This window comes from Streptomyces sp. f51, assembly GCF_037940415.1.
GTDB lineage: Bacteria > Actinomycetota > Actinomycetes > Streptomycetales > Streptomycetaceae > Streptomyces.
In genome coordinates this window covers 6646551-6671366 of the sequence record NZ_CP149798.1, presented here as the reverse complement: position 1 = coordinate 6671366, position 24816 = coordinate 6646551, and the positions used below count along the sequence as shown (strand labels likewise).

Genomic DNA, 24816 nt, shown 5'->3' with positions numbered 1-24816 from the left:
TTGCCCGATTGTTCGACTTCTGGGAAGCCCGCTCGGGGCCCCGGACGAGCGGGCGTTCACGTGCCCGGAGGGTCGGCCGAGACGTCGAAGACGCTGTCCGGACCGCTCGGGTCGTCCGGGATCAGTCCGCCGTCGGGAGCGTCCGGGCTGTCCGGGGCGGGGTCTTCGGTCGGCGTGCCCGGCTCGTCCGAGGGGACCTGCCGGTCCGGGGAGCCGGAGCGGTCGGGGGAGGCCGGGCCGGTGGGCGGGGCCGTGGTGCCGCCCGAGGGGGCCGGGCCGGTCCCGGGTCCGGTCTTCGGCGACGCCGTGACGGTGGCCCCGGGGCAGTGCGAGGGCTCGGCGCTCGGCCGCGCCGGCGCGGCCACGTCCATGGCGGCCCCGTCCGTCGGACCGGCCGTGGGTTCCGTGCCGGGCCCCGCGCTCTCGCCCGGGGTGGCGTTCCCGTCGCCCGGCGTCGGCGTCACCGTCGCGGTCGGCGTGAGGCAGTCGGAGGCGGACGGGGACGGGCTCCGGCCGCCCGGCGAGGTGCCGGCGGAGGGCCGCTCGGACGGAGCCGGGTCCTGCGGCCCCTGGCTCGCGCCCTCGGGCGGCGGTACGGCGTGGTCGTGGCGGTGGCCCTCGTAGCCGACCGGCCGCTCGATCCAGGTGCTGTCGTGGACGTCGACGATCGTGATGTCGGTGATGACGTCGGGCGCCGGTGTCACGATGACGACCCGGGCGGCCCGGTATCCGCTCCACGGCCTGCCCCGGGTGTCCGGGTTGCCGTCGATGACGGTGGGCCTGCCCAGCGGGTTGCCGCAGGCGCAGCGCACCCGGGGGACGCCGCGGTCGTCCACGAGGACGGCCGTCCCGGCCTGGAGCACGGCCTGGAAGCCGGTCGCCTGTCCGGCGGCGAACCCGTGGTCCGTGACCCCGGTGTCGGCGCGCAGGACGACCGGGGTCAGCTGCCGCAGATAGTCCGGGACGGACGCCGGGGAGATACCGGTGAGTTCGGCGAAGACGCGGGTCTTCCCCCGGTCTGCGGCGAGGTAGCGGATCTGCTTCCCGACGTCGCAGCTGCCGGTGTTCCGGGTGCCGCCGTACAGGCCCGGTGTACCGCCCGGGACGGAGCGCACGCCCTGGGTGCCGGTGGCCGAGGGTTGCGGCGTTCGGGTGACGGGCGGCCGGGTCGCGGGGGTGGTGTCGGTGGGCCCCGTGAAGGGATCGGGCCCCTGCTCCTCGAGGGGCTGGAGGAGCACCTCGCCGCCGCTGGATCCGTTGGGCGCCGTGTCCCCGCCGCGGCTGTCACAGCCCGCGACGACGAGGAGCGCGGCCGCGAGCGCGCAGGCCGCGGAAAGGGTCCTGGTGGGTATGTGCACCACGTCTCTCCCGTCGTGCCGGGGGGTTGGTGCCTCATTCTCTGCGTCACCCTCTTGGCGCACGCAAACCGAAATCGGTCACCCAGCGTCACAATGGAAGGGAGAGGAGCCCGTTCCATGGAGTGGTTCGTCGCACCCGGCTACTGGCTGAGCCGACTGGTGTTCCAGCGGGGGCTCGCCGTGCTCTATCTGGTCGCGTTCCTGGGCGCGGCCCTCCAGTTCCGCGCCCTGACCGGGGAACGCGGGATGCTGCCCGTGTCCCGCTTCGTTCGCCGGGTCACGTTCCGGGAGGCGCCGAGCGTGTTCCACTGGCACTACTCGGACCGCTTCTTCGCCGCCTGGTGCTGGACGGGCTGCGCGGTGTCGGCGGCACTGGCCGGCGGGCTCGACGGGCTGCTGCCGCTGTGGGGCGCGATGCTGCTCTGGCTCCTGCCGTGGGCCCTGTATCTGTCGGTCGTCAACGTCGGCCAGACCTGGTACGCGTTCGGCTGGGAGTCGCTGCTGCTCGAAGTGGGCTTCCTCGCGGTGTTCCTCGGCAACGACGAGGTGGCGCCACCGGTCGTCGTCCTGTTCCTCCTGCGCTGGGTGCTGTTCCGCGTGGAGTTCGGGGCGGGGATGATCAAGATGCGGGGCGACGCCTGCTGGCGGAAGCTGACGTGTCTCTACTACCACCACGAGACCCAGCCGATGCCGGGCCCGCTGAGCTGGTTCTTCCACCATCTGCCGGGGCCCTTGCACCGCGTCGAGGCGGCCGCGAACCACTTCACCCAACTCGTGCTTCCCGTGCTGCTGTTCACCCCGCAGCCGATCGCGACGGCCGCGGCCTGTCTGATGATCCTGACCCAGCTGTGGCTGGTGCTCTCGGGCAACTTCGCCTGGCTGAACTGGACGACGATCGTGCTCGCCCTGAGCGTGACCGAACTCCCCGGCACCGCCCCGCGGACCTCGCCCGCGCCACTCTGGTACGAGGTGGTCGTGCTGGTGGTGGCCGCGGGGCTGCTGGCGCTCGGCTACCGTCCGGCGCGCAATCTGGTCTCCCGGCGGCAGATCATGAACCGCTCCTTCGACCCGCTCCATCTGGTCAACACCTACGGGGCGTTCGGCAGCGTCAGCAGGGTGCGGCACGAGGTGGTCGTCGAGGGCACGGCGGACGAGGTGCCGCGCGAGGACGCCGACTGGCGGGAGTACGAGTTCCGGGGCAAGCCGGGCGATCCACGGCGCTGGCCGCGCCAGTTCGCGCCGTACCATCTGCGGCTCGACTGGCTGATGTGGTTCGTGGCGCTGTCTCCCGGATACGCCGGCACCTGGTTCTCCGGGTTCGTGGAGCGGCTCCTGGAGAACGACCGTGACACGCTGCGGCTGCTGCGCCGCTGTCCGTTCCCCGCCGACTCACCGCCCCGCTACATCCGCGTCCGTCTCTTCCGCTACCGGTACACGACCTGGCGTGAGCTGCGCGAGACGGGCGCGTGCTGGCACCGGACCCCTGTGCGCGACTTCCTTCCGCCGACCCGTCTGGAGGGCCCGGCCGGGCAGCGGGTTCAGCACCGGTAGCGGCACGCGCCACGGGGACGGAGAGAGGTGCCGGGCCCGGGCGGGCGGCTCTCACCGCCGCTGCGGGACGGGCGCGGTGGCGGGGAGCAGGCCCTCGGCTCGCAGTTCCCGCCAGAGGTCCGGGGGGACCGGCTCCGCGAACCGCTCGGCGCAGTCGCGGACTTCGGCCGCCGAGCGGGCCCCGGCCAGCACGCTGACGACGGCCGGATGGGCGGCGGGGAAGGCCAGGGCGGCGGCGCGCAGGGTGGTGCCGTGGCGTCCCGCGATCTCCTTGAGCCGCAGGGCACGCTCCAGCAGCCCGTCCGGCGCGACGGCGTAGTCGTACGTCGCCCCGGGCCTCGGGTCGGCCAGCAGGCCGGAGTTGAAGGCGCCGCCGATGACGACCGGGACACCCCGCTCCCGGGCGGCGGGCAGCAGTTCGGTCAGAGCGCCGTGGTCCAGGAGGGTGTAGCGGCCCGCGCACAGCACCACGTCGACATCGGTCTCGCGGACGAACCTGGTCAGCATCGGTGCCTGGTTCATGCCCACGCCGATCGCGCCGACCACTCCCTGCGAGCGCAGCTCCGCCAGTGCCGGAAAGCCCTCGCGGAACGCCTGTTCGGCGTGGTCGTCGGGGTCGTGGAGGTAGACGACGTCCACCCGGTCGAGGCCGAGCCGCTCCAGGCTGGCGTCCAGGCTGCGCCGTACGCCGTCGGCGCTGAAGTCCCAGACGCGGCGGTGTGTTGCGGGCACGGCGAAGCCGTCGGCCAGGTCGTCCCCGCCCGTGTCCACGGGTTCCAGGAGGCGGCCCACCTTGGTCGACACGGTGTACCGCTCGCGGGGCAGGTCGCGCAGGGCCGCGCCCAGGCGCCGTTCGGACAGGCCGAGGCCGTAGTGCGGGGCGGTGTCGAAGTAGCGGACGCCGCTCGCCCAGGCGGCGGTGACCGCCTCGTACGCCTGCTCGTCGGTGACCTCGGCGTACAGGTTCCCGATCCCGGCGGCGCCGAAGGACAGCGCGCTGACGGGGATGCCCCGGGCTCCGAGGCGGTTCACCGGACCGCCGGTCCCGGAAGCGTCCCCGGTCGCCGGCACCTCACGTCCCTCGCGTTCCCGCTCGTCGGTCATACGGAGTCTCCTTCGGATCATGGCGTCGGCGTCGGTCCCGAGGATCTCTCTCCCCCGCGGCCCGCGTACAGCGTCGGACACGGGCCGGTCCAGGTCCGCGCGCCCCGGACACGTGCCGGCCGAAGGTCCCGGGTCGTGGACCCTCGACGTGGTGCCCCGGCTGCGGGCAGAGTGCTCCCCGTAACTACTCGCCAGTACGACACGAGTGAGGAGCGCCCGTGACCACCTGGGCCGGCCGGACCGCCACCGAGATCGCCGCAGCCGTACGCGAGAAGAAGGTCACCCCCCGCGAGGTGGTGGCCGAACACCTCGCGCGGATCGAACACCTCGACGGCCGCGTCGGAGCGTTCCGCACGGTCCGCGCCCGGGCCGCCCTCGCGGAGGCCGACGAACTGGCCGGCCGGGACCTCGACCACCTTCCCCTCGCGGGTGTGCCGGTGGCGGTGAAGGACAACCTCGCCGTACGCGGCGAGTCGACCCGCAACGGGTCCGCCGCGACCGCCGACACCCCCGCCGCCGAGGACCACGTCACCGTGGCGCGGCTGCGCGCGGCGGGCGCCGTCGTGGTCGGCCTGACGAACGTGCCCGAGCTCTGTGTCTTCGGCACCACGGAGGGCGTGTACGGCAGCGCCCGCAACCCCTGGGACCTGTCCCGCACCGCGGGCGGCTCCTCGGGCGGCAGCGCGGCGGCGGTCGCCGCCGCGATGGTGCCGGTGGCGCTCGGCAACGACGGCATGGGCTCGCTGCGCATCCCGGCCGCCAACTGCGGTCTGGTCACGCTGAAGCCCGGCCACGGGGTGATCCCCGCCGGGATCGGTCACGGCGACTGGTTCGGCATGTCGGAGAACGGCCCGCTGGCCACGACGGTCGAGGACGCCCGGCTGCTGTACGCCCTGCTCGCGGACATCGAGCCGGCCCCTCCCGCGGAGCCCGCCACCCTCAGGATCGCCGTCTCGGTACGCAGTCCGCTGGCCGGAATCCGCGTCACGCGACCGTATACGGACGCGGCCCGGCAGGCCGCCGCCCTGCTGGCCGAGGCGGGCCACCGGGTGCGGACCGCGAACCCGCCGTACCCGCTCTGGCTGAGCACGACCTCGCTCGCTCACTGGACGGCGGGCACGGCGGTCGACGCCGAGGATCTCGACCCGCGACGGCTGGCCCGGCGCACCCGTGTGCACGCGGCGATCGGGCGCCGCTTCGTCCCCGGCGTGCGCAAGGGGGAGCGCCGCGAGCAGCTGCGCGGACGGCTGGCGGCCTTCTTCGCCGAGCACGACGTGCTGCTCACACCGGCGCTGGCCCGGCGCAGTCCCGCCTCCGTCGACTGGCACAGGCGCGGCTGGCTGCGCAATGTGCTGGCCAACACCAACTACTCCCCGATGACCCCGCCGTGGAACCTCACCGGCTGGCCCGCGATGTCTGTTCCGTTCGGGCGGCTGCCGGGCGGCGCACCCTGCGCCGTGCAGCTCGTCGGCCTGCCCGGCTCCGAGGCGGCCCTCCTCGACGTGGCGGGGCAGCTGGAAGTGCTCCACCCGTGGCGGCGCACGGCTCCGCTCGACTGACCGGGACCGCGTCCTCCGGGCGATAGGGCGCCCGCACACGCCGAAGCCGCGGCCGGTCGTCGGCCGCGGCTTCTCCGCTCGGCTTGAGCACGTGGTCCGGCGGAATCCGGGTCCGGCACGCGCGTGCCGTCCTCGGTTCCGCCGGCTCCCGGCGTCGGTCAGTCGACGCTGGGCAGGATGTGGGGCTCGGCGAGGTCGTCCTCGTAGCCCGCGAGGCGGATGGGGGCGGACCTGGCCCACACGTCCAGGCTTCCGAGTTTGGTGTCGGACCCACCCCGGCGCTCCAAGCGTTCCTTGGGGCCGTGATCGCGATTCGTCTTCTCTGGTGTCACCGCGCACTCCTTATGTGTCGGGTCACCCTCGGGACGTTAGGGCCCGGTGCTCTCGGGCCGCCTGACGCCCGCTCGGGTCTGAGTCGAAGCAGTTAAGGACGCGGTGGCGCCGGTAACTCGGGTGAGAGCAGGCCGTGGTGATGGGCTTGTCCCGGGACGGACCGTGGGTGTGGGTGGACCCCAGTAAGTCTGTCCGTCGGGCTACAGCCTAACCAAATGAGCGGCCCCCTGCTCTATGGGGCTGAAAACGTGAGGTTACTGTCACACGTCATCCAGGACCCATCAGGCCACGATCTGCGGCGATTTGAAACATGATGCCCCCTTCACGACCACCCATTCGGCTCAATATCGCCCCTGGGCGGGGGCGTCGTGACCGGTCACGGGCAGGACTGGGTCACCATCGGCCGACGGCCGTCGGTGCGTCCGGCTCCGAAGCCGCCACGCAGTTCAGGTCCCGTTGGCCGGTTCGCAAGGAGTCCATGCTCTGCTGTCGCACGGCAACGGCTTTTCTCGCGGGAGGACTGGCGCATGGAGCTGCGCAGCGTCGGGGAGCTGATGGATCTGCTGCACGCCTGCCGGGGCGTCCGGGACACCCCGGAGCTCACCCGCTCCCGGATTCGCCCGATCGGGGGAAAACCCGCGGGCGGCCCGGTCGATCTGCACGACCACGCCCTCCAGACCGCCGCGCTGCTGCGCCGGGGCCATCCCAGCGACAAGGAGCTCCAGGTCGCGGGCCTGGTGCACGACCTCGGGCATCTGCTCAGGCCGGGTGACGACGCCGGGCACGCCGGGCACGCCGCCGACGCGGTGCGGCCGCTCCTCGGCGAGCGGGTCTCCGGTCTCGTACGCCTGCACGTCACGGCGGAGCGCTATCTGGCGGCCACCTCGCCGGGCCACGGGCCGTCCCCTCTGGACCCGTCCGCGGCGGGCGGTCCGATGACCCCGCACGAGGCGGCGGCGTTCGAGAACGACCCGCTGGCGGAGGACGCGGTGATCCTGCGGCAGGCGGACGACGCCGGGAGGGTCCCCGGACTGTACGCCGGGGACATCGAGGACTGGCGCACCCTGCTGGAACTGGTGGCGCGACGTTCCGCGCGCCTCGGGGCCTCGGACTGACGGCTCCGCCTCAGTGCCTCGGACTGACGGCTCCGCCTCGGGGCCCGGGCGGGAGCGGTGGGCGCCGAGGCCTGTCGGCTGACGGTCCGTCATGAGACGGTACGCGGATGACACCGCCGTACGGTCTCCAGGGCCGGGCCGCCCTCGTCACCGGCGCCTCGCGCGGAATCGGTCTCGCCGTCGCCGAGGCGCTCGCCGGAGCGGGGGCAGGGGTGTGCGTGAGCGCGCGGGACCCGGACGCGGTGCGGCGCGCCGCCGAACAGGTCGGCGGCGTCGGTCTCGCGGGCTCCGTCGCCGACGCGACGCACCTGTCGGAGCTGACCGGGCTGGCGCTGAGCACGTTCGGGCGGCTGGACATCGTGGTCAACAACGCGGCGACCAACCAGCCCTACGGCCCGCTCATGGACGCCGACCCGGAGCGCTGGCGCGAGGCGTTCGCGGTGAACGTCGAGGCGCCGCTGCGCCTGGTGCAGTGCGCCTGGCGGGCCTGGATGGGCGAGCACGGCGGGGCCGTGGTCAACGTGTGCACGGAGGGCGCCGAGCACGTCGGGCCCCATGTCGGCGCGTACGGCACCAGCAAGGCCGCCCTGCTCCATCTGACCCGGCAGCTGGCCGGTGAGCTGGCCCCGAGGGTGCGGGTCAACTCGGTCTCCCCCGGCCTCGTCCGCACCGAGATGGCCCGCTTCGTGTGGGAGGACTCCGAGGAGGAACTGGGCGCCTCGCTCCCGCTCGGCCGGATCGGACGGCCCGAGGACGTCGCCCGCGCCGTGGCCTGGCTGGTCTCCGACGCGGCCTGCTGGATCACCGGCGCCGACCTGCTGGTCGACGGCGGGACGCGGGTGAGGGCGGCCCTGCCGGGCGCCCCCGACCACGCCGTCCAGCAACGGCTGCGGCGAGCGGCCCCCGACGCGCGGGGGCCCGCCTGACAGCCGGCGCGCCTACCACTTGCCGGGCGCGTAGTCCTTCATGAAGACGCCGTACAGGTCCTCGCCGAGCTCGCCGCGGACGATCGGGTCGTACACACGGGCCGCGCCGTCGACGAGGTCGAGCGGGGCGTGGAAGCCCTCGTCGGCCAGGCGCAGCTTGTCGTAGTGCGGGCGCTCGTCGGTGATCCAGCCGGTGTCGACCGAGGTCATCAGGATGCCGTCGGTCTGGAACATCTCCTGGGCGCTGGTGCGGGTCACCATGTTCATGGCGGCCTTCGCGGCGTTGGTGTTCGGGTGGCCCGCGCCCTTGTAGCCGCGGCCGAACACGCCCTCCATCGCGGAGACGTTGACGACGTACGCGCGTCCCGTGGACGCCGTGCGGGCGGCCTCGGCCATCTGCGGCCGCAGCTTGCTGATCAGGATGAAGGGTGCCGTGTAGTTGCACAGCTGGGTCTCGAGGAGCTCGACCGGGGAGATCTGCTCGATCGTCTGCACCCAGGTGTTGCTCTCGACGACGTCGGGGAGCAGGCCGCCCGCGTCGATGGCGGTGCCCTCGCGGTGGCGGACCACGCTGGCGTTGCCGGCGACCAGGGCGAGATCGGCCACCTTCTGCGCCTCCAGACCGGAGACACCCACGGGCAGCGCCGTCAGTCCGTCGACCGCGCCGGAGTTGAAGGCGCCGATGACGTGCTGGGCGGGCAGTTCACCGGCCGGCAGCGGGGCGCTCTCGCTCTCGACGAGCGCGGCGTACGCGGAGGGCAGCCGGCGCACGGTCTGCGTGGCGTTGTTGATCAGGATGTCGAGCGGGCCCTGCTCCGCGACGCGGTCGGCCAGCGCCACGGCCTGGGCCGGGTCGCGCAGGTCGATGCCGACGACCTCCAGGCGGTGGATCCAGTCCGCCGAGTCGTCCATCGCCTTGAAGCGGCGGATCGCGTCGTTCGGGAAGCGCGTGGTGATCGTGGTGTGCGCGCCGTCACGCAGCAGGCGCAGCGCGATGTACATGCCGATCTTGGCGCGGCCGCCGGTGAGCAGCGCCCGCTTGCCGGTGAGGTCGGTGCGGGCGTCGCGGCGGGAGCGGTTCAGGGCCGCGCAGTCCTGGCAGAGCTGGTGGTAGAAGTAGTCGACCTCGACGTACCGCGTCTTGCAGGTGTAGCAGGAGCGCGGGCGCTGGAGTATCCCCGCGATCTTGCCCTCCTCCGTCACCGACGACGGCAGGATGCCCTCGGTCTCGTCGTCGATGCGCTGGGCGGAGCCGGTCGCGGTGGACTCGGTGACCAGCTTGTCGTGGGCGGTCTTGGCGGCGCGGCGCTCCTGGCGGCGGCGCTGCTTCACGGTCCGGTAGACACCGGCGGTGGCGCGGCGCACGGCGATGGCGTCGGGGTGGTCGACCTCGATCTTCTCGAGTTCGTCGAGCACGCCGAGGCAGACCGCCAGCCGCTCCGGATCGATGCCGGGACCGAACGCGACGTCCGCCACATCTGTCGTGTCCACGGCGGGGGTCGCCCGGCCGTCCTCTGTCACCGTCATCGCTGCCGTTCCTCGGGTTGTGCGCCGCGTTCGAAACCGCGCTCGCTTTCGAAGGCGGAATTTTACGGACCAATCGCGCGCGGCACCAAACCCGTTGTGATCATGGCGTGCAGGCGGTGATCAGTACGCGCACCTCCTCGGCCAGCGAACGGGCCAGCAGATCGAGGTCGGGAACGGCCTCGGCGTCGGCCACGAGCCCGTAGTGGACCCGCCCCCGGTAGGTGGAGACGGCCACCGCGAGGGCCTGGCCGCGGGCCAGCGGGGCGAACGGGTAGACCTCGGTGAGCGGGCAGCCGCCGAGCTTCAGGCCGAGGCTGGGCAGCGGCACGCTGGTGACGAGGATGTCGAACAGCAGCCGGGCGGCCTGGCCCACGACGGGCCCGCCGAGCCGGTGTCCGAGCGGCGGTACGTGGTCGGCGAGCAGCGCGACGGCGCCGGCGCCCCGGTTGGGTCCGGCGTCCTTGTTCCGGTCCATCGCCGTGCGTACGGCACGCAGCCGCCCGAGCGGGTCCGGGTCGTCGACGGGAAGCCGTATCAGATAGCCGGAGAGCCGGTTGCCCTGTGGCTGCGCGGTGCGCGGCCGGCGCCGGGAGACGGGGATCAGGGCACGCGGGGAGACTCCCTCGCTGCCGTCGCCCCGTTCGTCGAGCCAGCGGCGCAGGGCGCCCGCGACGACGGCGATCAGGACGTCGTTGACGGTGCCGCCGACGGTCTTGCGGACGGTGTGCACCTCGTCCAGGTCGATGACGACGCCGGCGGTGCGCCGGGTGCCGGTGGCCGAGGAGGTGAGGGCGGGCGAGGACTGCGCGCCGAGTGTGGCGCGCGCCACCGAGGTGCCGATGTCGAGGGCGCGGCCCACGTCGGAGAGGGTGCCGCGGACCAGGCCCGGCAGCTTGCGGACGTCCGGGAAGAGCCCCCGGGGCGGTTCCGCGGGGCGCGGCCGGGGTTCGGGCAGGTCCATCGGGTCCATGATGGCGGCGGCGAGCATCAGGGCCCTGAGCCCGTCGGCGAGCGCGTGGTGGAACTTGAAGAGCACCGCGAAGGACGTGCCGTCCTCGCCGGGCAGCACGTGCGCCTCCCACGGCGGCCGGCCGCGCTCCAGCGGGCGTTCCATGAGCCGCCCGGCCTCGGCGTGGAAGTCGGCGGTCGGCTTGTGCAGCAGGACGTGGTCCAGCGGCTCGAAGTCGGGCGCGGGCTCGCGGGCCGCGCTGCCGAAGGCGAGCGGCGAGGTCGGCTGCCACACGTCGCGGATCCGCATGCGCAGCCCGGGGACGGCCGCCGCGCGGGCCGCCAGCAGGTCGGCGGCGTGGGCGCCCGCGGCGGGCGAGTGCGCGGCGAAGACACCGAGGGCTCCGAGGTGCATCGGGTGCCGCTCGGACTCGATGTTCCAGAACGCCAGGTCGAGTGGTGCGAGGAGGTCGGAGATCAAAGGCTTGCTCTCGCGTCGACGACGGGTTGGACGTGCAGTCAAACCCGGACAGGTGATTACGGTCAAGTACGCTCAAGTTACGCACAGTTAACAGCGGATTAAGTCCCGCCCCTCGGAGGAGGGACGGGACGTGTGGCCCGCCTCGGGGCGGGCCGGGTGTCACTTCAGGACGGGAGGCGCCGCGGAGGCCGCCGTTCCCCACTCGGACGGCTCAGGACCGACGGTGAAGCCGAGCGACCTGGTGCCCTTCAGGGTGCCGGTCGTCAGGTACGTACGGCCGTACGGCGCACCGTCGAGGCGGGCCGACTGGACGTACCGGTCGGTGTCCGAGGTGCCCGGCGCCGTGACCGTCAGGGCACCGCGCGGGTAGTAGCGCCGGTCGAGGGTGAGGTCGACCCGCTCGAACACGGGGGTGGACAGCCCCCAGGTGTCGTAGCCGGGCTGCACCGGGAAGATCCCGATGGAGGACAGGACGTTCCAGGCGGACATCGTGCCGAGGTCGTCGTTGCCGGTCATGCCGGTCGGCGCGTCGGTGAACAGGGTCAGCGCCGCGTGCACGACGTCGGTCGTCTTCCACGGCTGCCCGGTGGACAGGTAGGTGTACGGGGCGATCAGGTCGGGCTCGTTCTGCGGGTTGTACTTGTCCGCGTTGTAGTACGCGTACGGGCCGTTGACCCAGACCTCTCGGGCGGTCTTGGCCGGGTCCTTCAGCAACTGCCCGTAGGCGAAGAAGGAGTCGAGCCGGTCGTTCGCCGCCTGCTTGCCGCCGATCATGCCGATCATGCCCGGCAGGTCCTGCGGCACGAGCCACTGGTACTGCCAGGCCGTGCCCTCGTGGAAGCCGACGCTCTGGGCCGGGTCGACGGGTCCGGTGAAGGCCCCGGCGGCGTCCCGGGCGCGGAAGAACCCGGTCGAGGGGTCGTGGATCGCGCGGTAGCTCTGGGACCGCGCCAGATAGCGTGCCGCGTCCGCGTCGTGGCCCAGCTCCCGCGCCATCTCGCCGAGCACAGCGTCCGACAGGGCGTACTCCAGTGTCACGGAGGCGCCGTGGTCGTAGTCCGAGTCTCCGTTCTTCGTGTGCGGGCGGCCCTGGAGGTAGGGGGCGAACCCGTTCGCGATGTACTCCCGGTTGGCCTCCCGGCCCACCGCGGGCGAGTCGGCGGACGGCACGCCGTCCGCGTTCTTCTTCAGCGCGCGGTACGCCCGCTCCTCGTACCCCTTGAGCAGGCCCTGCTGGAAGGCGTTGGTGAGGAAGGGGGTGACCGGATCGCCGGTCATGATGTTCGTCTCGACCGTGCCGTAGCCCCACTTGGGCAGCCAGCCGCTCTCCTCGTCGATCTTGATGACGGAGATCGCCATGTCCCGCGCCTCACGCGGCGCGAGCAGGGCGAGCAGCTGCGACTGGGTGCGATAGGTGTCCCACAGCGACCAGTTCTGGTAGTACGTGAATCCCTTGGCCCGGTGGATCCGCTGGTCCCAGCCGGTGTAGCGGCCGTCGGCGTCGCTGCCGATGTTGGGCGCGAGGAAGGAACGGTAGAGCGAGGAGTAGAAGGTGCGGCGCAGCGCGTCGGTGCCGCCTTGCGCGCGTACGTCGCCGAGCCGGTCCTCCCAGGCGCGGCGGGCGGCCTCGCGGACCTGGTCGAAGGAACGGCCGCCCTCGGAGCGGAGGTTGACGGCCGCGCCGCGGGCGTCCACGTACGAGAGCGCGGTGGTCGCCTCGACCGTGCGGTCCTCGGTGGTGTCGAAGCGCACGAAGGCCCCGGTGCGCCCGGTGGTGCCGGCCGCCTTCCTGGCGCCGGTGACGGTGTCGCCGTTCCAGGTGCCCGCGGTGGTGAACGGCCGGTCGAAACGGGTGATCGTGTAGACCGTGTACGGCTTGGTGGACCGGCAGAAGCCGCTGCCGGTGATCTCCGTGCGGACGGTCCGGTCGTCCAGGACCTCGACCTTCGTCGAGACCGTCTTGTGCAGCGACTGCCCGGCGTTCAGCAGCACGTTGGCCTTGTCGGTGGCCGGGAAGGTGTAACGCTGCACGCCGGTGCGGGCGGTGGCCGTCAGCTCGGCCTCGATCCCGCTCTTGAGGTCGGCCCGGTAGAAGCCGGGGTGGGCCTCCTCGGTGTCGTGGTCGAACTCCGCCGCGTACTGCGCGTCGTCCGTCCGGGTGATGTCCCCCGTCGTGGGCAGGACGGGCAGGTCACCGCCGAGGCCGCAGCCGACGCCCGAGAGGTGGACGAGGGAGAAGCCGCGGACGTGGTTCTGGGAGTGGTCGTAGCCGGTGTTGTGGCCGGTGTCCGGCGAGAACTGGACCATGCCGAAGGGCACGGCGGCGCCGGGATAGGTGTTGCCCTCGTTCTGGGTGCCGATGAACGGGTTGACCAGATCGGTGAGTTGGCCGTCGCGCGGCTCGGCGGCCTGTGCGGTGGGCAGGGCGAACAGCGCGGACGCTGTCACCAGCCCCGCCGTGCACAGACGCAGGCGCCGGGTCCATCTCATGCGGGAGCCTCCGGTGGGTGATCGACATCGTTGTCCTCATGCATGGTCGGGGCGGGGGACCGGCTTTCCGGGCAACCGGAGGGGATCACGCGGGACGCGTCGCGTCCGGGCACGGCGCACACGGGACCGCCCCAGGGGATGACATCGTTGTCAGCGCTCAACGGCGATGTCGTCCCGGATCACCCGCAGGACAACACGCGTCACGACCCCCTGTCCAGGGACATGACAAACGCGGGCCGACAACGGCCTGGAGTCGCCGTCCCTCACGGGCCGGGTGTCCGGGGACCGCTGTCCGCCCGCGGGGCCCGTCAGGGGACGCGCTGGCCCTTGCCCAGGGCGATCACGCCACCCTTGGAGACCGTGTAGAGGTCGGAGTCGCGCTCCGGATTGACGCCGATCGTCGCGCCCGGCGGGACCTCGACGTTCTTGTCGAGCACCGCCCCGCGCACCACCGCGCCCCGCCCGATCTTGACGTTGTCGTGCAGGATCGAACCCTGGACCACCGCTCCGGGATCGACGACCACGCCCGGCGACAGCACCGAGCGCGTCACCTGCCCGCGGATCAGGCACCCCGCGCTGATGATGGACTCGCTCGCGATGCCCCCGGCGTTGAAGCGCGCCGGCGAGAGCTGCCCCGAGCTGGTGTAGACGGGCCAGCTGCGGTTGAACAGGTTGAACGCGGGACGCTCGGCGATCAGGTCCATGTGGGCGTCGTAGTAGGCGTCGAGGGTGCCCACGTCGCGCCAGTAGCCCTGGTCCCGCGTGGTCTCGCCGGGCACGTGGTTGTCGCTGAAGTCGTACAGCTGCGCCTCGCCCCTCTCAGTGAGCGCGGGCAGGATCGAACCGCCCATGTCGTGAACGGAGTTGTCGTCCTCGGCGTCCCGGTGCAGCGCCTCGATCAGCGCCTTGGTGGTGAAGATGTAGTTGCCCATCGAGGCGAAGACGCACTCGGGGTCGTCCGCGAGCCCCGGCGGGTCGGCGGGCTTCTCCAGGAAGCCCCGCACGCTCTGGCCGTCGGAGCCGGGGCTGATGACACCGAAGGACGACGACTCGGCGCGCGGCACCCGTATGCCGGCCACCGTCACCCCCGCCCCGCTCTCGATGTGCTGGGCGAGCATCTGCCGGGGGTCCATCCGGTAGACGTGGTCGGCGCCGAACACCGCGACGTACTCCGGCTGTTCGTCGTGGATGAGGTTGAGCGACTGGAGGATGGCGTCCGCGCTGCCGAGGTACCAGCGGGGCCCGAGCCGCTGCTGGGCCGGAACCGGGGTCACGTAGTTGCCGAGCAGGCTCGACATCCGCCAGGTGGTGGTGATGTGCCGGTCGAGCGAGTGCGACTTGTACTGCGTGAGCACGCAGATGCGCAGGATGTCCGCGTTGACGAGATTGGAGAGGACGAAGTCCACGAGGCGGTACGTGCCGCCGAAGGTCACCGCCGGTTTCGCCCGGTCCGCGGTGAGCGGCATCAGCCGCTTGCCCTCGCCTCCCGCCAGTACGATTCCCAGCACCGAAGGTCCACCGCGCCCACCACGCCGCATGCTGCCGCCCCTTCCACGCCCGGTCGGGCCGCGCCCGGCTGCCCGGACCCGCCCCGCGTTCCGAAGTACATCTGCCCGAAGCAGGGCCGTCCCAAGTCGGCCGACCGGATTCGGCCTCAGTGAAGTCCGTCCGACGTCCGGGCAGTTGATGCCCGGCCGACCGAAGTCCGCTCGTCCGGTGACCGCCTGTCCGAACGGTTACCCCGCTTTGAGGACTTCCTCGTACAGCCGGACCGTCCGCCGGGCCACCGCGTCCCAGCCGAACTCCCCCACCGCGCGCAGCCGTCCGGCCTCGCCCATGCGCCGGGCCGTGGCGGGGTCGGCGAGCACGGAGTCCAGAGCCGTCGCGAGCTCCGTCTCGAAGTCGTCGCCCAGCGGCACGAGGAGGCCCGTCTCACCGTGCTCGACCACCTCGGGAATGCCGCCGACCCGCGAGGCCACCACCGCCGTACCGCAGGCCATCGCCTCCAGATTGACGATGCCGAGCGGCTCGTACACCGAGGGACAGACGAACACGGCCGCGTGCGTGAGGAGTTGGATGACATCGGGCCGTGGCAGCATCTGCGGGATCCAGTGCACGCCGTCCCGTACGGCACTCAACTCCTGGTACAGCTGACGGAATTCACGGTCGATCTCCGGAGTGTCGGGGGCGCCCGCGCACAGCACCACCTGCGCGGCCGGGTCGATGTCCCGCACGGCACGCAGCAGATGGGGCACCCCCTTCTGCCGGGTGATGCGACCGACGAACAGGATGTAGGGGCGCCCGGTGTCCAGGCCGATCCGCTCCAGGACGTCGGTGCCCGGGTCGGGCCGGTAGAGGGAGGTGTCGATGCCGTTGTGCACGACGCGCACCCTGGCCGGGTCCAGGTCCGGATAGCAGCCGAGGATGTCGTCGCGCATGGCGCCCGAGACGGCGATCACGGCGTCGGCGGCCTCGATCGCGGTGCGCTCGGCCCAGCAGGAGAGGGCGTAGCCACCGCCCAGCTGCTCGGCCTTCCAGGGGCGCAGCGGTTCGAGGGAGTGGGCGGTCATCACATGCGGAATGCCGTGCAGGAGCTTTCCGAAGTGTCCCGCGAGATTGGCGTACCAGGTGTGGGAGTGGACGAGTTCACGGCCTTCGAGCGCGGCGGCGATCGACAGGTCCACGGAGAAGGTGCGCAAAGCGTCGTTGGCGCCGTCGAGGGCGGGCCAGGGCCGATGGCGGACGACTCCGCCGGAGGCGCCCTCGCCCCAGCAGTGCACGTCGAGTTCGGTGAGATCCCTCAACTCCCTGGCGAGGAACTCCACATGGACGCCCGCGCCGCCGTAGACGTCCGGCGGATACTCCCGGGTCAGCAGTCCCACGCGCACACAGAACCCCCGTCCTAACCGGCTGGTGCCCATCATGGTCACTCAGTTGAAGCCGATACGGAAGACCGCGACGGGCGGCGCGGCACACGCCGGGCGACGCGGCCCGAGCCGGGCAGGGCAGCACACGCCGGGCGGAGCGGCGCGGGCGGGGCGGGGCGGCGCGGGCGGGACGGCGCGGCGCGGGCGGGACGGCGCGGCGCGGGCGGCGCGGCGCGGGCGGGACGGCGCGGGCGGGACGGCGCGGCGCGGGCGGCGCGGCGCGGGCGGGACGGCGCGGGCGGCGCGGAACCTTTTCGTCAGGGCCGCTCGGGTGCCTGGCGCGGTGGGTGCTCGAAGCAGCAGTCGCCGCAGACTCCGCCGCCCGGTACCCGGTAGTAGAGACAGCAGCTGCGGCGGCGCAGCGTCCCGGGGGCGAGCGTGCCGGACAGATCGGGGTGCGCGAGGAGCCCGGCGGCCAGTGCCCTGCCCCGCTCCCCCACGTCCGGGCGTCCGTGGACCAGCGCCCAGCGGTCCAGCTGGCGGACGGTCCCGGCCAGCGCCGAGCCCGCGTTGCCCCACAGCAGGGCCGGTGAGACGCGGTGGCGTGCGCGCAGGGCCGCGCTCAGCGGCACGAGGAGCCCGGCACGCACCACCGTGTCGAGATCGGCCGCGGGGCGCGAGCGGACCTCGCCGAGCCAGAGATCGTCGGGAGCACCGGCGTCCGGGTCCCAGAGGAGCAGCTCCGGATCGAGGTCGGGCAGCCGGCCGCAGAGCGCGGCGGAGCCGAGGGCGATGGACCAGAAACGGGCCGCGAGCCCCTGCTGCGCCACCGAGGCCGCGACCCGCGGTTCCCGCGTGCCGATACTCCTCGCGACCTTGCGGACGCGAAAAGTTGTCGGATCTGCGTAAACATCCGAAATGGGCGCGGATCGAGGGCTCGCGAAGGCGCTCGCGAGGGTCGGCAGGGGGCCGCGCGGCGGTACGCCGGTGCGTAGTACGAAGAAGCCGCCGAGTGCTTCGAGCGCCTTGAGTTCGGGGTCGAGGTCCACGAAGAGCAGTAGTACCAAGCCCCCTAGGGGTGACCACCAGTGGATCGGGCCGTGGTGTCGCCCACCCTGGGGAGGACAGGGGGCGATTCGTACTCCATCGGCAGTAGGACCCAATGACTGCTCAGGGACGACGACGAGAACTAAATCGCACGGCATCGTTGTTTGCATGGAAGCCGACCGTTCGTCGCGCCGGGCCGCCGCTCCGCGCCGTACGCAGAGGAGGGACTCATGAGTGCCCTCGCTCTGTCCGTGGTGCTCTCGTTCGTCTCAGCCGTGGCGTACGCGGGCGGCGCGATCATCCAGGAGCAGGTCGCGGTGACCTCTCCCGGCCAGACCTACGCACCGCTGCGCAGGCCGGGCTGGTGGGCGGCCGTGGCCCTGACCGGCCTCGGCGGTCTGCTGCACGTGGTCGCCCTCGCCTTCGGCCCGCTGAGCCTCGTCCAGCCGCTCGGCGCGCTCACGATCGTCTTCGCGCTTCCGATGGCGGCCCTCTTCGTCGGCCGCAGGGCCGGAGCGACCGCCTGGCGCGGCGCGATCATGGCCACCGTGGGTCTCGCGGGTCTGCTGGCCCTGGTCGGCGCGTCCGACGCCCAGTCCCTGAGCGATGCCCAGCGCCTGGCGCTCGGTGTGGTGTCGGGCGGCGCGGTCGCGGCCCTGATGGCGGCGGGACGCGCGGCGCACCGGCATCCGGCCGTGCGCAGTGTGCTGCTCGCGGTCGCGGCGGGTGTCGCCTTCAGCATGTCCTCCGTGTTCACCAAGACCGTCGCGGTCGACTGGTCCGAGCACGTCTCGCTCGCCGACCTGTCGAGCCTCGCGGCCATCGGTGCCTTCGCGACGGCCGGCATGCTGATCTCGCAGGCCTCCTACCGCGGTGCAGGACTGGAGGCCCCGCTGGCCACGCTGACGGTCGTGAACCCCGTCGTCGCGGCCGCCGTCGGCCTCACGATGTTCGGCGAGACCTTCCGCTACGGCGCAACCGGGACCGCGCTCGCCCTGGCCTGCGGTGTGGTCGCCGCGGGCGGTCTGATCCTGCTCACCATCGAGCGGATCGCCACCGAGCGAACCGGCAGCGGCGACCGAACCGCGGCCGCCGGCCCGGAGGCCGCGGCCGAACCGACCACCCAGCCGCGCCCCGCGGAACCCGCCGCCCCGGCCCTCGCCGGCCTCGGGGCGCTCGCGGACACCGAGACCGCCGTGGCCGAACTGCTGGCCGGGCTGCCCAGGCCCGCCGAGGGCGCGGACGACCCCGTACCGGCTTCGCGGCCGGGTGCCGGAAGCGTGCCGCAGGCTCTCCGGGCGGGCGGCGACAGCGTGTTCCTCCCGGCTCCGCAGCCGGCGGTCGCGGGCGTGTTCGCCGCGATCGCGCCCACGGCCGCGGTGGCGCCGCCGATGGAGACCCTCGCCGCGCAGGACCCGGCGGACGAGGACGAGCTGCCCCACCTGGCGGTCATGTTCGGCATGCCCTACGTGCCGATGCCGTTCGTCGACCACCACCGCACCCGAGTCAAATCCTGACGCCCCCGGCCCGGAGGTACGCCACCGGGTCGATGTCGGAACCGAAGCCGGGCCCGGTCCGCACCTCGAAGTGCAGATGCGGGCCCGTGCTGTTGCCGGTGGACCCCGAACGCCCTATGCGCTGGCCCGCCACCACGCTCTGCCCGTCCTTCACCGCGATCGCGGAGAGATGGCCGTACTGCGTGTAGCGGCCGTCGGCGTGCCGGATCACCACCTGGTAGCCGAACGAACCGCCCCAGCCCGCGCTGACCACATGACCCGCGGCGACCGCCGCGACGGAGGTTCCGGTGGGCACGGGGAAGTCGACGCCCGTGTGGTAGCCCTTCGACCAGTGGGCACCGGTGGCGTGGTACGGCGTGCCGGTCGCCGCGTGCACCGGGGCCACGAGTTCGTGCGTCCCCGCCCCGACCCGGGTGGTCGTGTGCGAGGAGGGCCGCCCGGCCGGGGTCTTCTTGGCCGGTGCCTTGGGGTGGGTCTTCGACGGGGTGTGCCGGGTGTGCGCGGGTGCCTCGGTCCCACCGCCGAGGGCGAGCCGCTGGCCCGGCAGGATCAGGTCCGGGTCGGAGCCGACGGTCGTGCGGTTCGCCGCGTACAGCCCCTGCCAGCCGCCCTGGACGTTCCGCGAGTCGGCGATCCCGGAGAGCGTGTCGCCGCGTACGACGGTGTACATCTCGGCGGTCCCGGCCCGCGACTGCGGTGTGGTCTGCGGCTTCACGTCCCGCACCGATTGCCGGCTCGCGGTCCGCTGCTCGTGCTCCGCCGGGCTGATGTCGGGTGCCGCGCCTCCTCGGGTCAGTCCGCCGCGCACCGAACACACGGGCCAGGCGCCGGGCCCCTGACCCTTCAGGACCTTCTCGGCCACGGCTATCTGCTGGTCCTTCGTGGCCAGGTCCGCGCGCCCCGCGTAGGCCTTGCCGCCGTACGCCTCCCAGGTGGACCGGGTGAACTGGAGCCCGCCGTAGTAGCCGTTGCCGGTGTTGATGCTCCAGTTGCCGCTGGACTCGCAGGCGGCGACCTTGTTCCACGTCCCGACGTCGGCCGCGTGGGCGACTCCGGCCCCCACGAGCGGGAGCGCGATCCCGGCACCGCCCGCCGTGACGGTGAGTGAGGCACGGTTGATCCTGTTCGGCTGATACCGGCGGTGCCGACCGCGTACGGCCATGAGGGAGCCCCCCTAGACATGCGTCAGGAGCGGCAAAAGTAAGCGTTGGGAACAGGCCGGGACAAGGCGGCAACCGGTCGCTCCGAAAAGACGGTCGGCCGACTTTCGGACCGTCGTCCGCAGGGGCGTTCCCGGCACGGTGGGTGACCGCGCCGCGGCGGGACCCGGACGCGCCGCCGACGGCTCCGCAGCCCGCCGACGTCGGGTTCCCGTCTCCGGCGACCGGCGCCGGATCCGTCCGGCCGGCCCGGCCACGGCAGGGAGGCGATCGTGAGCGGACCGCCCGAGACACCGGACACCTGCCCCCGGCCCCGCGCGGTCTGTCCGAAATCCGCCCTCCCGACGCCGGGACGTCCCCCTGCGTGGACACCCGGGACACGTCAGGATGGCCTGGGGCAATACTGGCGAGCGGAACGGACGGGCACGACCGGCGGCACCGGTACCGGGCTGTCTCCCGTATCCGCCAACGGACTTACCGCACTTCTTAGGAGCCAACCGAATGAGCACTTCAGCCCAGATCGGCGTCACGGGTCTCGCGGTCATGGGGCGCAATCTCGCCCGCAACTTCGCCCGCAACGGCTACGCGGTCGCCGTGCACAACCGCACCGTGGCGAAGACGAACGCGCTGGTGGAGGAGTTCGGCCACGAGGGCACGTTCGTCGCGGCCGAGACGGCGAAGGAGTTCGTGGCGGCCCTGGAGCGGCCCCGGCGTTTGGTGATCATGGTGAAGGCGGGCGAGCCGACCGACGCGGTCATCCAGGAGTTCGCCCCGCTCCTTGAGCCCGGCGACATGATCATCGACGGTGGCAACGCGCACTTCGCGGACACCCGGCGCCGTGAGCGCGCGCTGCGCGAGCAGGGCATCCACTTCGTCGGCACGGGCGTGTCCGGCGGCGAGGAGGGCGCGCTGAACGGGCCGAGCATCATGCCGGGCGGCTCGATGGAGTCGTACGCCTCGCTGGGGCCGATGCTGGAGAAGATCTCCGCGAAGGCGGCCGACGGGGCACCGTGCGTCACCCACGTGGGTCCCGACGGCGCCGGGCACTTCGTGAAGATGGTCCACAACGGCATCGAGTACGCCGACATGCAGCTCATCGGCGAGGCCTACCAGCTGCTTCGGGACGTCGCCGGGTACTCCCCCGCGCAGATCGCGGACATCTTCCGCACCTGGAACACCGGCCGGCTCGACTCGTATCTGATCGAGATCACCGCCGAGGTGCTGTCGCACGTGGACGCGGCGACCGGCAAGCCGTTCGTGGACGTGGTCCAGGACCGGGCCGAGCAGAAGGGCACCGGCCGCTGGACCGTGCAGATCGCGCTGGACCTCGGCGTACCCGTGTCGGGCATCGCGGAGGCGGTCTTCGCCCGCTCGCTCTCGGGGCACGCGGACCTGCGCGCCGCCTCGCGCGACCTCGCCGGTCCGACGGCCCGGAAGCTCGACGAGTCCGAGGCCGGCGCCTTCGCGGACCGGGTCGAGCAGGCGCTGTACGCGTCGAAGATCGTCTCGTACACGCAGGGATTCCACGAGATCACCGCGGGCAGCGACGAGTACGACTGGAACATCGACCTCGGTTCCGTCGCCTCGATCTGGCGCGGCGGCTGCATCATCCGGGCGGCCTTCCTGGACCGTATCCGCTCCGCGTACGACGCCCGGCCGGACCTGCCGAGCCTGCTGTCGGACAAGACGTTCGCCCAGGAGATCGCGGCGGCCCAGGACGACTGGCGCGAGGTCGTCGTCGCCGCGACCCGCCAGGGCGTGCCCACGCCCGGCTTCTCGGCGGCCCTCGCCTACTACGACGCCCTGCGCGCGGAGCGCCTGCCGGCCGCGCTCACCCAGGGTCAGCGGGACTTCTTCGGGGCGCACACGTACCGCAGGACGGACCGCGAGGGGTCGTTCCACACGCTGTGGGGCGGAGACCGGTCGGAGGTCGAGGCGTAGGCGGGTCGCCGCACGAGTGCGCCGAAGCCGTCACGTTCCCGGAGCGGGGCGCGTGACGGCTTCGGCGCATTCATGGTGACGCGTGCCCGGCGGGGCTAGCTGCGCTGGGCGGCGAACAGTTCCAGGTGTGCGCAGTTGGGGCAGCGGAAGGCCTCGATCTGCCAGCGTGGGCGGCCCATCAGCCGGGCACCGCCGAGCGGGCCCAGCTGGAGCACGCCCTCGACCCATCGTGAGAACCCGCGAGCACCCTGCCCGGAGTCTTCGACGAAACCGGGTTCAAGCCCCACAACACCGCACTGAGTGCACCGTATGTTGTTCACCCGCGGAGTGTATTGAACGGCCTCCGGCTCCCCTGCCCGGGGCCGGTGGGGTCCTCCGCGCCGGTCAGCTCAACGGCTGCGGCCGGGGCTGGGGTTCGGGCACCGGGTCGGGGCCCGGGGGCTTGGGGATCGGGGACGGGGAGGGTACGGGCTCGGGGCCGGGTACGGGATCGGGCCCGCCCGGGTTCGGCACCGGGGTGGGTCCGGGCGTGGGACCCGGCGCGGGGTCGGGGCCGCCCGGATGCGGCACCGGGTCGGGGAAGGGTGACGGCCCCGGGGGTTCGGGGCTCGGCCCGGGGGTGGGTCCCGGCGGCACGGGGTCGGGATACGGCTGTGTCATGGCGTCCTCCAGCCAGTCGGTACGTCGGCCCTCTGGACTTGTCTCCCGCGTACCCAGCGCCCGAGCCCCCACTCACTCCGTCGCGCGGGGACGCCGCCCGGACGGCTCAGTGGGGGGGCAGGTCGGGGGGAACGGCGGACCGCGGCCGATCTGGCTCGGCGGCCGGTCACCCCGCTTCGACCACCAGGTCGCCGGCCGGGGCACGGTGACGACCGACGACAGCCGGCGGCCGGCAGCGCTGCGTGACGCCACGCACTACCTGCCGGCAGCCCTACTCGGCGTGCACCGCGCGGGTTGCGGCCGCCGGGCGGGTCGCGTCCGCACTGTGGGCCACGCCCGTCGCCCGGACCGCGTCCGCCGCGGCGGCGAGGCCGGGGCGTGGACTCGACAGCACCGGCACCGGGGTCGTGACGAGGCTCCCGGCCGGGGTCATGGACGCCTGGGCGAGGACGATCACGTCGACATCGGCGACCGCGTCGGCGGCAGCGGCGACCGCGCGGGCGCAGCCGTCCGTGTCACCGGCCTCGAACAGGGCCCAGCCGTCCTCGACCAGGACCGTACGAACGTCGACGGGACGTCCGGCCCGACGGGCCTCCTCTTCCACCAGGGCGACGGTGGGTTCCAGCGTGCTCGCCACGGTCGCGAGGACGACGATCCGGGGACCCGTGGCCACCGCTGCGGCGGCCATCGGCCGGTCCACGCGGAGCACGGGCACCCCGGCGTCGGTGCGCTCGGCGACGGCGCCGATGGTCGAGCAGGTGCACAGCACGGCCCGGGCGCCGTCGGCCGCGGCGCGGGCCAGCAGCTCCCGGACCTCGCCGGCCACCGCTTCGCGCCCTTCGCGCCGGGCCCGCGCGAGCAGTTCCTCGTCGACCAGGTGCCGAAGTTCCAGGCCGGGGTGGTCGGCGTCGCGCAGGGCGTCGAAGACGGGGACGTGCACCGGTGAGGTGTGCAGCAGGGCGAGCGGTCCGAGCGGCGTGGGGAGCGACGCAGGCGCGGAGGCCGGGCCCAGGGTAGAGGCCGGGCCCAGGGTAGAGGCCGGGCGCGGGGTAGAGGGCGGACCCTGGGTGAAGGGCGGACCCTGGGGCATCAGAACCGTCCCGGATGCGCCTTGAGCCACTGCATCGCGGCATCGAGCAGCTCCGGGTCGGCCGCCGGAGCCTCCTCGGGGTGCCGCTCCGCCCACCTCACGACGTACGGGCAGAGCGGCGCCACCACGATGCCCTCGCGCGCGGCGATGCCGTACAGCTCGCGGGCCAGGGAGCCGGCGATGCCCTTGCCCTCGTGCTCCGGCTCCACGATGGTGTGCACCGGGACGAGGGCTCGCGCGGGCTCCTCCAGGACGAAGTACTCGATGTGTCCGACCACTTGACCGTCGGCCAGGGCCTCCAGGCGACCGGCCGGCCGGTCGTCGCGGATCTCGATGTCGCTCACGGGCACTCCTCGGTCCGGGGTCCTGGGATACCGCCGCGCCGTCGCTCAGACGTTGACGGGCACGGCCTGCGGGCTGCGCTCCTGGTCCGAGCCCGGTACCGGCTCGGACGGGTCGTCACCGAGCGAGACGATCCGGTTGTCACGGTCCACGTGGACGACCCGCGGCCGCAGCGCCCGCGCCTCGGCGTCGGCCACCTGAGCGTAACTGATGATGATCACCAGGTCACCGGGGTGCACGAGATGGGCCGCGGCTCCGTTGATCCCGACGACACCGGATCCGCGCTCCCCCTCGATGACGTACGTCTCCAGGCGGGAGCCGTTGGTGATGTCGACGATGTGGACGAGCTCACCGGGCAGCAGATCAGCGGCATCGAGCAGATCGGCATCGATGGTGACGGACCCGACGTAGTGCAGGTCGGCCTGGGTGACCGTGGCACGGTGGATCTTGGACTTGAACATGGTTCGCAGCATTCAGCACTCCCGAAACTCGCTCCCTGCCCGCTTTGTGCAGGTCAAGGGCTGTTTTTTTAGCCTACAACAGCGCTTTCCCCGACGAACTCCCCCACCCGTCGAGGGATTTGGCTGACTGCGTGCCGCACTTCATGACGGGGCGCCAGTGGGACACCGGAGACTCCTCATGGGCCCCGCCTCACCCATCGGCCGGGAAGCGTGACCAGGGTACGGACCGGCTCCCGGAACCGCATCGAGATCCCGGTCACGTCACGTCGAGGCGCTTCCCGGGTGAGGCCCGATCCTGCCCCAGGGCCTCACCGTCGGCCGACTGGAGGACGGCTTCGA

20 protein-coding genes are annotated in these 24816 nt (G+C 72.8%); 6 read left to right on the top strand and 14 right to left on the bottom strand.

What is annotated here, in order from left to right:
* Window positions 1-56: 56 nt before the first annotated feature.
* Complete coding sequence (locus WJM95_RS28850) at window positions 57-1361, bottom strand: DUF6777 domain-containing protein (protein WP_339132967.1); 1305 nt, start codon at window positions 1359-1361, stop codon at window positions 57-59.
* A gap of 114 nt (window positions 1362-1475) precedes the next feature.
* Between WJM95_RS28850 and WJM95_RS28845 the strand changes: the two genes are divergently transcribed.
* Complete coding sequence (locus WJM95_RS28845) at window positions 1476-2909, top strand: lipase maturation factor family protein (protein ID WP_339132965.1); 1434 nt, start codon at window positions 1476-1478, stop codon at window positions 2907-2909.
* A 51-nt stretch (window positions 2910-2960) separates the two neighbouring features.
* Here the strand turns inward: WJM95_RS28845 and WJM95_RS28840 are convergent, their stop codons facing one another.
* Entirely contained in the window at window positions 2961-3941 is a 981-nt protein-coding gene (locus WJM95_RS28840; protein WP_339135906.1) for an aldo/keto reductase, read from the bottom strand.
* Window positions 3942-4231: 290 nt separating this feature from the next.
* Here WJM95_RS28840 and WJM95_RS28835 point away from each other — a divergent pair, with 290 nt between their 5' ends.
* The gene (locus tag WJM95_RS28835) at window positions 4232-5572 is read left to right on the top strand and encodes an amidase family protein (RefSeq protein WP_339132963.1); all 1341 of its coding nucleotides are present in this window, start codon (window positions 4232-4234) and stop codon (window positions 5570-5572) included.
* A 158-nt stretch (window positions 5573-5730) separates the two neighbouring features.
* Here the strand turns inward: WJM95_RS28835 and WJM95_RS28830 are convergent, their stop codons facing one another.
* Window positions 5731-5904 carry a hypothetical protein gene (locus WJM95_RS28830; RefSeq protein ID WP_339132962.1) on the bottom strand — a complete coding sequence of 58 codons (174 nt, stop codon included), beginning with the start codon at window positions 5902-5904 and terminating at the stop codon, window positions 5731-5733.
* Window positions 5905-6432: 528 nt separating this feature from the next.
* On the opposite strand from WJM95_RS28830, the gene WJM95_RS28825 reads away from it, so the two are divergent.
* Together WJM95_RS28825 and WJM95_RS28820 are read left to right on the top strand one after the other, a co-directional pair.
* Entirely contained in the window at window positions 6433-7020 is a 588-nt protein-coding gene (locus WJM95_RS28825) for a metal-dependent phosphohydrolase (RefSeq protein ID WP_339132960.1), read from the top strand.
* A 107-nt stretch (window positions 7021-7127) separates the two neighbouring features.
* On the top strand, window positions 7128-7946 hold the full coding sequence (locus WJM95_RS28820) for an SDR family oxidoreductase (protein ID WP_339132958.1): 819 nt from the start codon (window positions 7128-7130) through the stop codon (window positions 7944-7946).
* Between the two features lie 12 nt (window positions 7947-7958).
* On the opposite strand, the gene WJM95_RS28815 is transcribed toward WJM95_RS28820, so the two are convergent.
* The 6 genes from WJM95_RS28815 to WJM95_RS28790 form a co-directional block, all read right to left on the bottom strand.
* Window positions 7959-9473 carry an SDR family NAD(P)-dependent oxidoreductase gene (locus WJM95_RS28815; protein ID WP_339132956.1) on the bottom strand — a complete coding sequence of 505 codons (1515 nt, stop codon included), beginning with the start codon at window positions 9471-9473 and terminating at the stop codon, window positions 7959-7961.
* 100 nt (window positions 9474-9573) lie between these two features.
* Window positions 9574-10902: a wax ester/triacylglycerol synthase family O-acyltransferase gene (locus tag WJM95_RS28810; RefSeq protein ID WP_339132954.1), complete on the bottom strand. Its 1329-nt coding sequence runs from the start codon at window positions 10900-10902 to the stop codon at window positions 9574-9576.
* A gap of 159 nt (window positions 10903-11061) precedes the next feature.
* The gene (locus WJM95_RS28805) at window positions 11062-13392 is read right to left on the bottom strand and encodes a GH92 family glycosyl hydrolase (protein WP_339132952.1); all 2331 of its coding nucleotides are present in this window, start codon (window positions 13390-13392) and stop codon (window positions 11062-11064) included.
* Window positions 13393-13700: 308 nt separating this feature from the next.
* On the bottom strand, window positions 13701-14930 hold the full coding sequence (gene glgC, locus WJM95_RS28800) for a glucose-1-phosphate adenylyltransferase (RefSeq protein ID WP_339132950.1): 1230 nt from the start codon (window positions 14928-14930) through the stop codon (window positions 13701-13703).
* Between the two features lie 198 nt (window positions 14931-15128).
* Entirely contained in the window at window positions 15129-16280 is a 1152-nt protein-coding gene (glgA, locus tag WJM95_RS28795; RefSeq protein WP_339132948.1) for a glycogen synthase, read from the bottom strand.
* A gap of 296 nt (window positions 16281-16576) precedes the next feature.
* Window positions 16577-17326 (bottom strand): (2Fe-2S)-binding protein, encoded by a 750-nt coding sequence (locus WJM95_RS28790; RefSeq protein WP_339132946.1) that lies wholly within the window; start codon window positions 17324-17326, stop codon window positions 16577-16579.
* A gap of 210 nt (window positions 17327-17536) precedes the next feature.
* Here WJM95_RS28790 and WJM95_RS28785 point away from each other — a divergent pair, with 210 nt between their 5' ends.
* The gene (locus WJM95_RS28785) at window positions 17537-18823 is read left to right on the top strand and encodes a DMT family transporter (RefSeq protein ID WP_339132944.1); all 1287 of its coding nucleotides are present in this window, start codon (window positions 17537-17539) and stop codon (window positions 18821-18823) included.
* Here the strand turns inward: WJM95_RS28785 and WJM95_RS28780 are convergent.
* A complete protein-coding gene (locus tag WJM95_RS28780; RefSeq protein ID WP_339132942.1) occupies window positions 18813-19985 on the bottom strand; it encodes a transglycosylase family protein in 1173 nt (390 codons plus the stop codon). The genes WJM95_RS28785 and WJM95_RS28780 overlap by 11 nt on opposite strands.
* A 499-nt stretch (window positions 19986-20484) precedes the next feature.
* Here WJM95_RS28780 and gndA point away from each other — a divergent pair, with 499 nt between their 5' ends.
* Entirely contained in the window at window positions 20485-21924 is a 1440-nt protein-coding gene (gene gndA, locus WJM95_RS28775) for an NADP-dependent phosphogluconate dehydrogenase (protein WP_339132940.1), read from the top strand.
* A 95-nt stretch (window positions 21925-22019) separates the two neighbouring features.
* Here gndA and WJM95_RS28770 read toward each other — a convergent pair whose 3' ends face one another.
* From WJM95_RS28770 to panD, 4 genes are all read right to left on the bottom strand, one after another.
* Entirely contained in the window at window positions 22020-22211 is a 192-nt protein-coding gene (locus WJM95_RS28770) for a hypothetical protein (protein ID WP_339132938.1), read from the bottom strand.
* A 644-nt stretch (window positions 22212-22855) separates the two neighbouring features.
* On the bottom strand, window positions 22856-23596 hold the full coding sequence (locus tag WJM95_RS28765) for an aspartate/glutamate racemase family protein (protein WP_339135904.1): 741 nt from the start codon (window positions 23594-23596) through the stop codon (window positions 22856-22858).
* A 77-nt stretch (window positions 23597-23673) separates the two neighbouring features.
* Window positions 23674-24018 carry a GNAT family N-acetyltransferase gene (locus WJM95_RS28760; RefSeq protein WP_339132936.1) on the bottom strand — a complete coding sequence of 115 codons (345 nt, stop codon included), beginning with the start codon at window positions 24016-24018 and terminating at the stop codon, window positions 23674-23676.
* Window positions 24019-24063: 45 nt separating this feature from the next.
* Complete coding sequence (gene panD, locus WJM95_RS28755) at window positions 24064-24489, bottom strand: aspartate 1-decarboxylase (protein ID WP_339132934.1); 426 nt, start codon at window positions 24487-24489, stop codon at window positions 24064-24066.
* Window positions 24490-24816 lie beyond the last annotated feature (327 nt).

Bases quoted from the DNA above. Each gene is read 5' to 3' on its own strand.
- WJM95_RS28820 (WP_339132958.1), top strand. From the start codon at position 7,128: ATGACACCGCCGTACGGTCTCCAGGGCCGGGCCGCCCTCGTCACCGGC.
- glgC (WP_339132950.1), bottom strand. From the start codon at position 14,930: ATGCGGCGTGGTGGGCGCGGTGGACCTTCGGTGCTGGGAATCGTACTG.
- WJM95_RS28845 (WP_339132965.1), top strand. From the start codon at position 1,476: ATGGAGTGGTTCGTCGCACCCGGCTACTGGCTGAGCCGACTGGTGTTC.
- WJM95_RS28825 (WP_339132960.1), top strand. From the start codon at position 6,433: ATGGAGCTGCGCAGCGTCGGGGAGCTGATGGATCTGCTGCACGCCTGC.
- WJM95_RS28780 (WP_339132942.1), bottom strand. From the start codon at position 19,985: ATGGCCGTACGCGGTCGGCACCGCCGGTATCAGCCGAACAGGATCAAC.
- WJM95_RS28805 (WP_339132952.1), bottom strand. From the start codon at position 13,392: ATGAGATGGACCCGGCGCCTGCGTCTGTGCACGGCGGGGCTGGTGACA.
- gndA (WP_339132940.1), top strand. From the start codon at position 20,485: ATGAGCACTTCAGCCCAGATCGGCGTCACGGGTCTCGCGGTCATGGGG.
- panD (WP_339132934.1), bottom strand. From the start codon at position 24,489: ATGCTGCGAACCATGTTCAAGTCCAAGATCCACCGTGCCACGGTCACC.
- WJM95_RS28815 (WP_339132956.1), bottom strand. From the start codon at position 9,473: ATGACGGTGACAGAGGACGGCCGGGCGACCCCCGCCGTGGACACGACA.
- WJM95_RS28785 (WP_339132944.1), top strand. From the start codon at position 17,537: ATGAGTGCCCTCGCTCTGTCCGTGGTGCTCTCGTTCGTCTCAGCCGTG.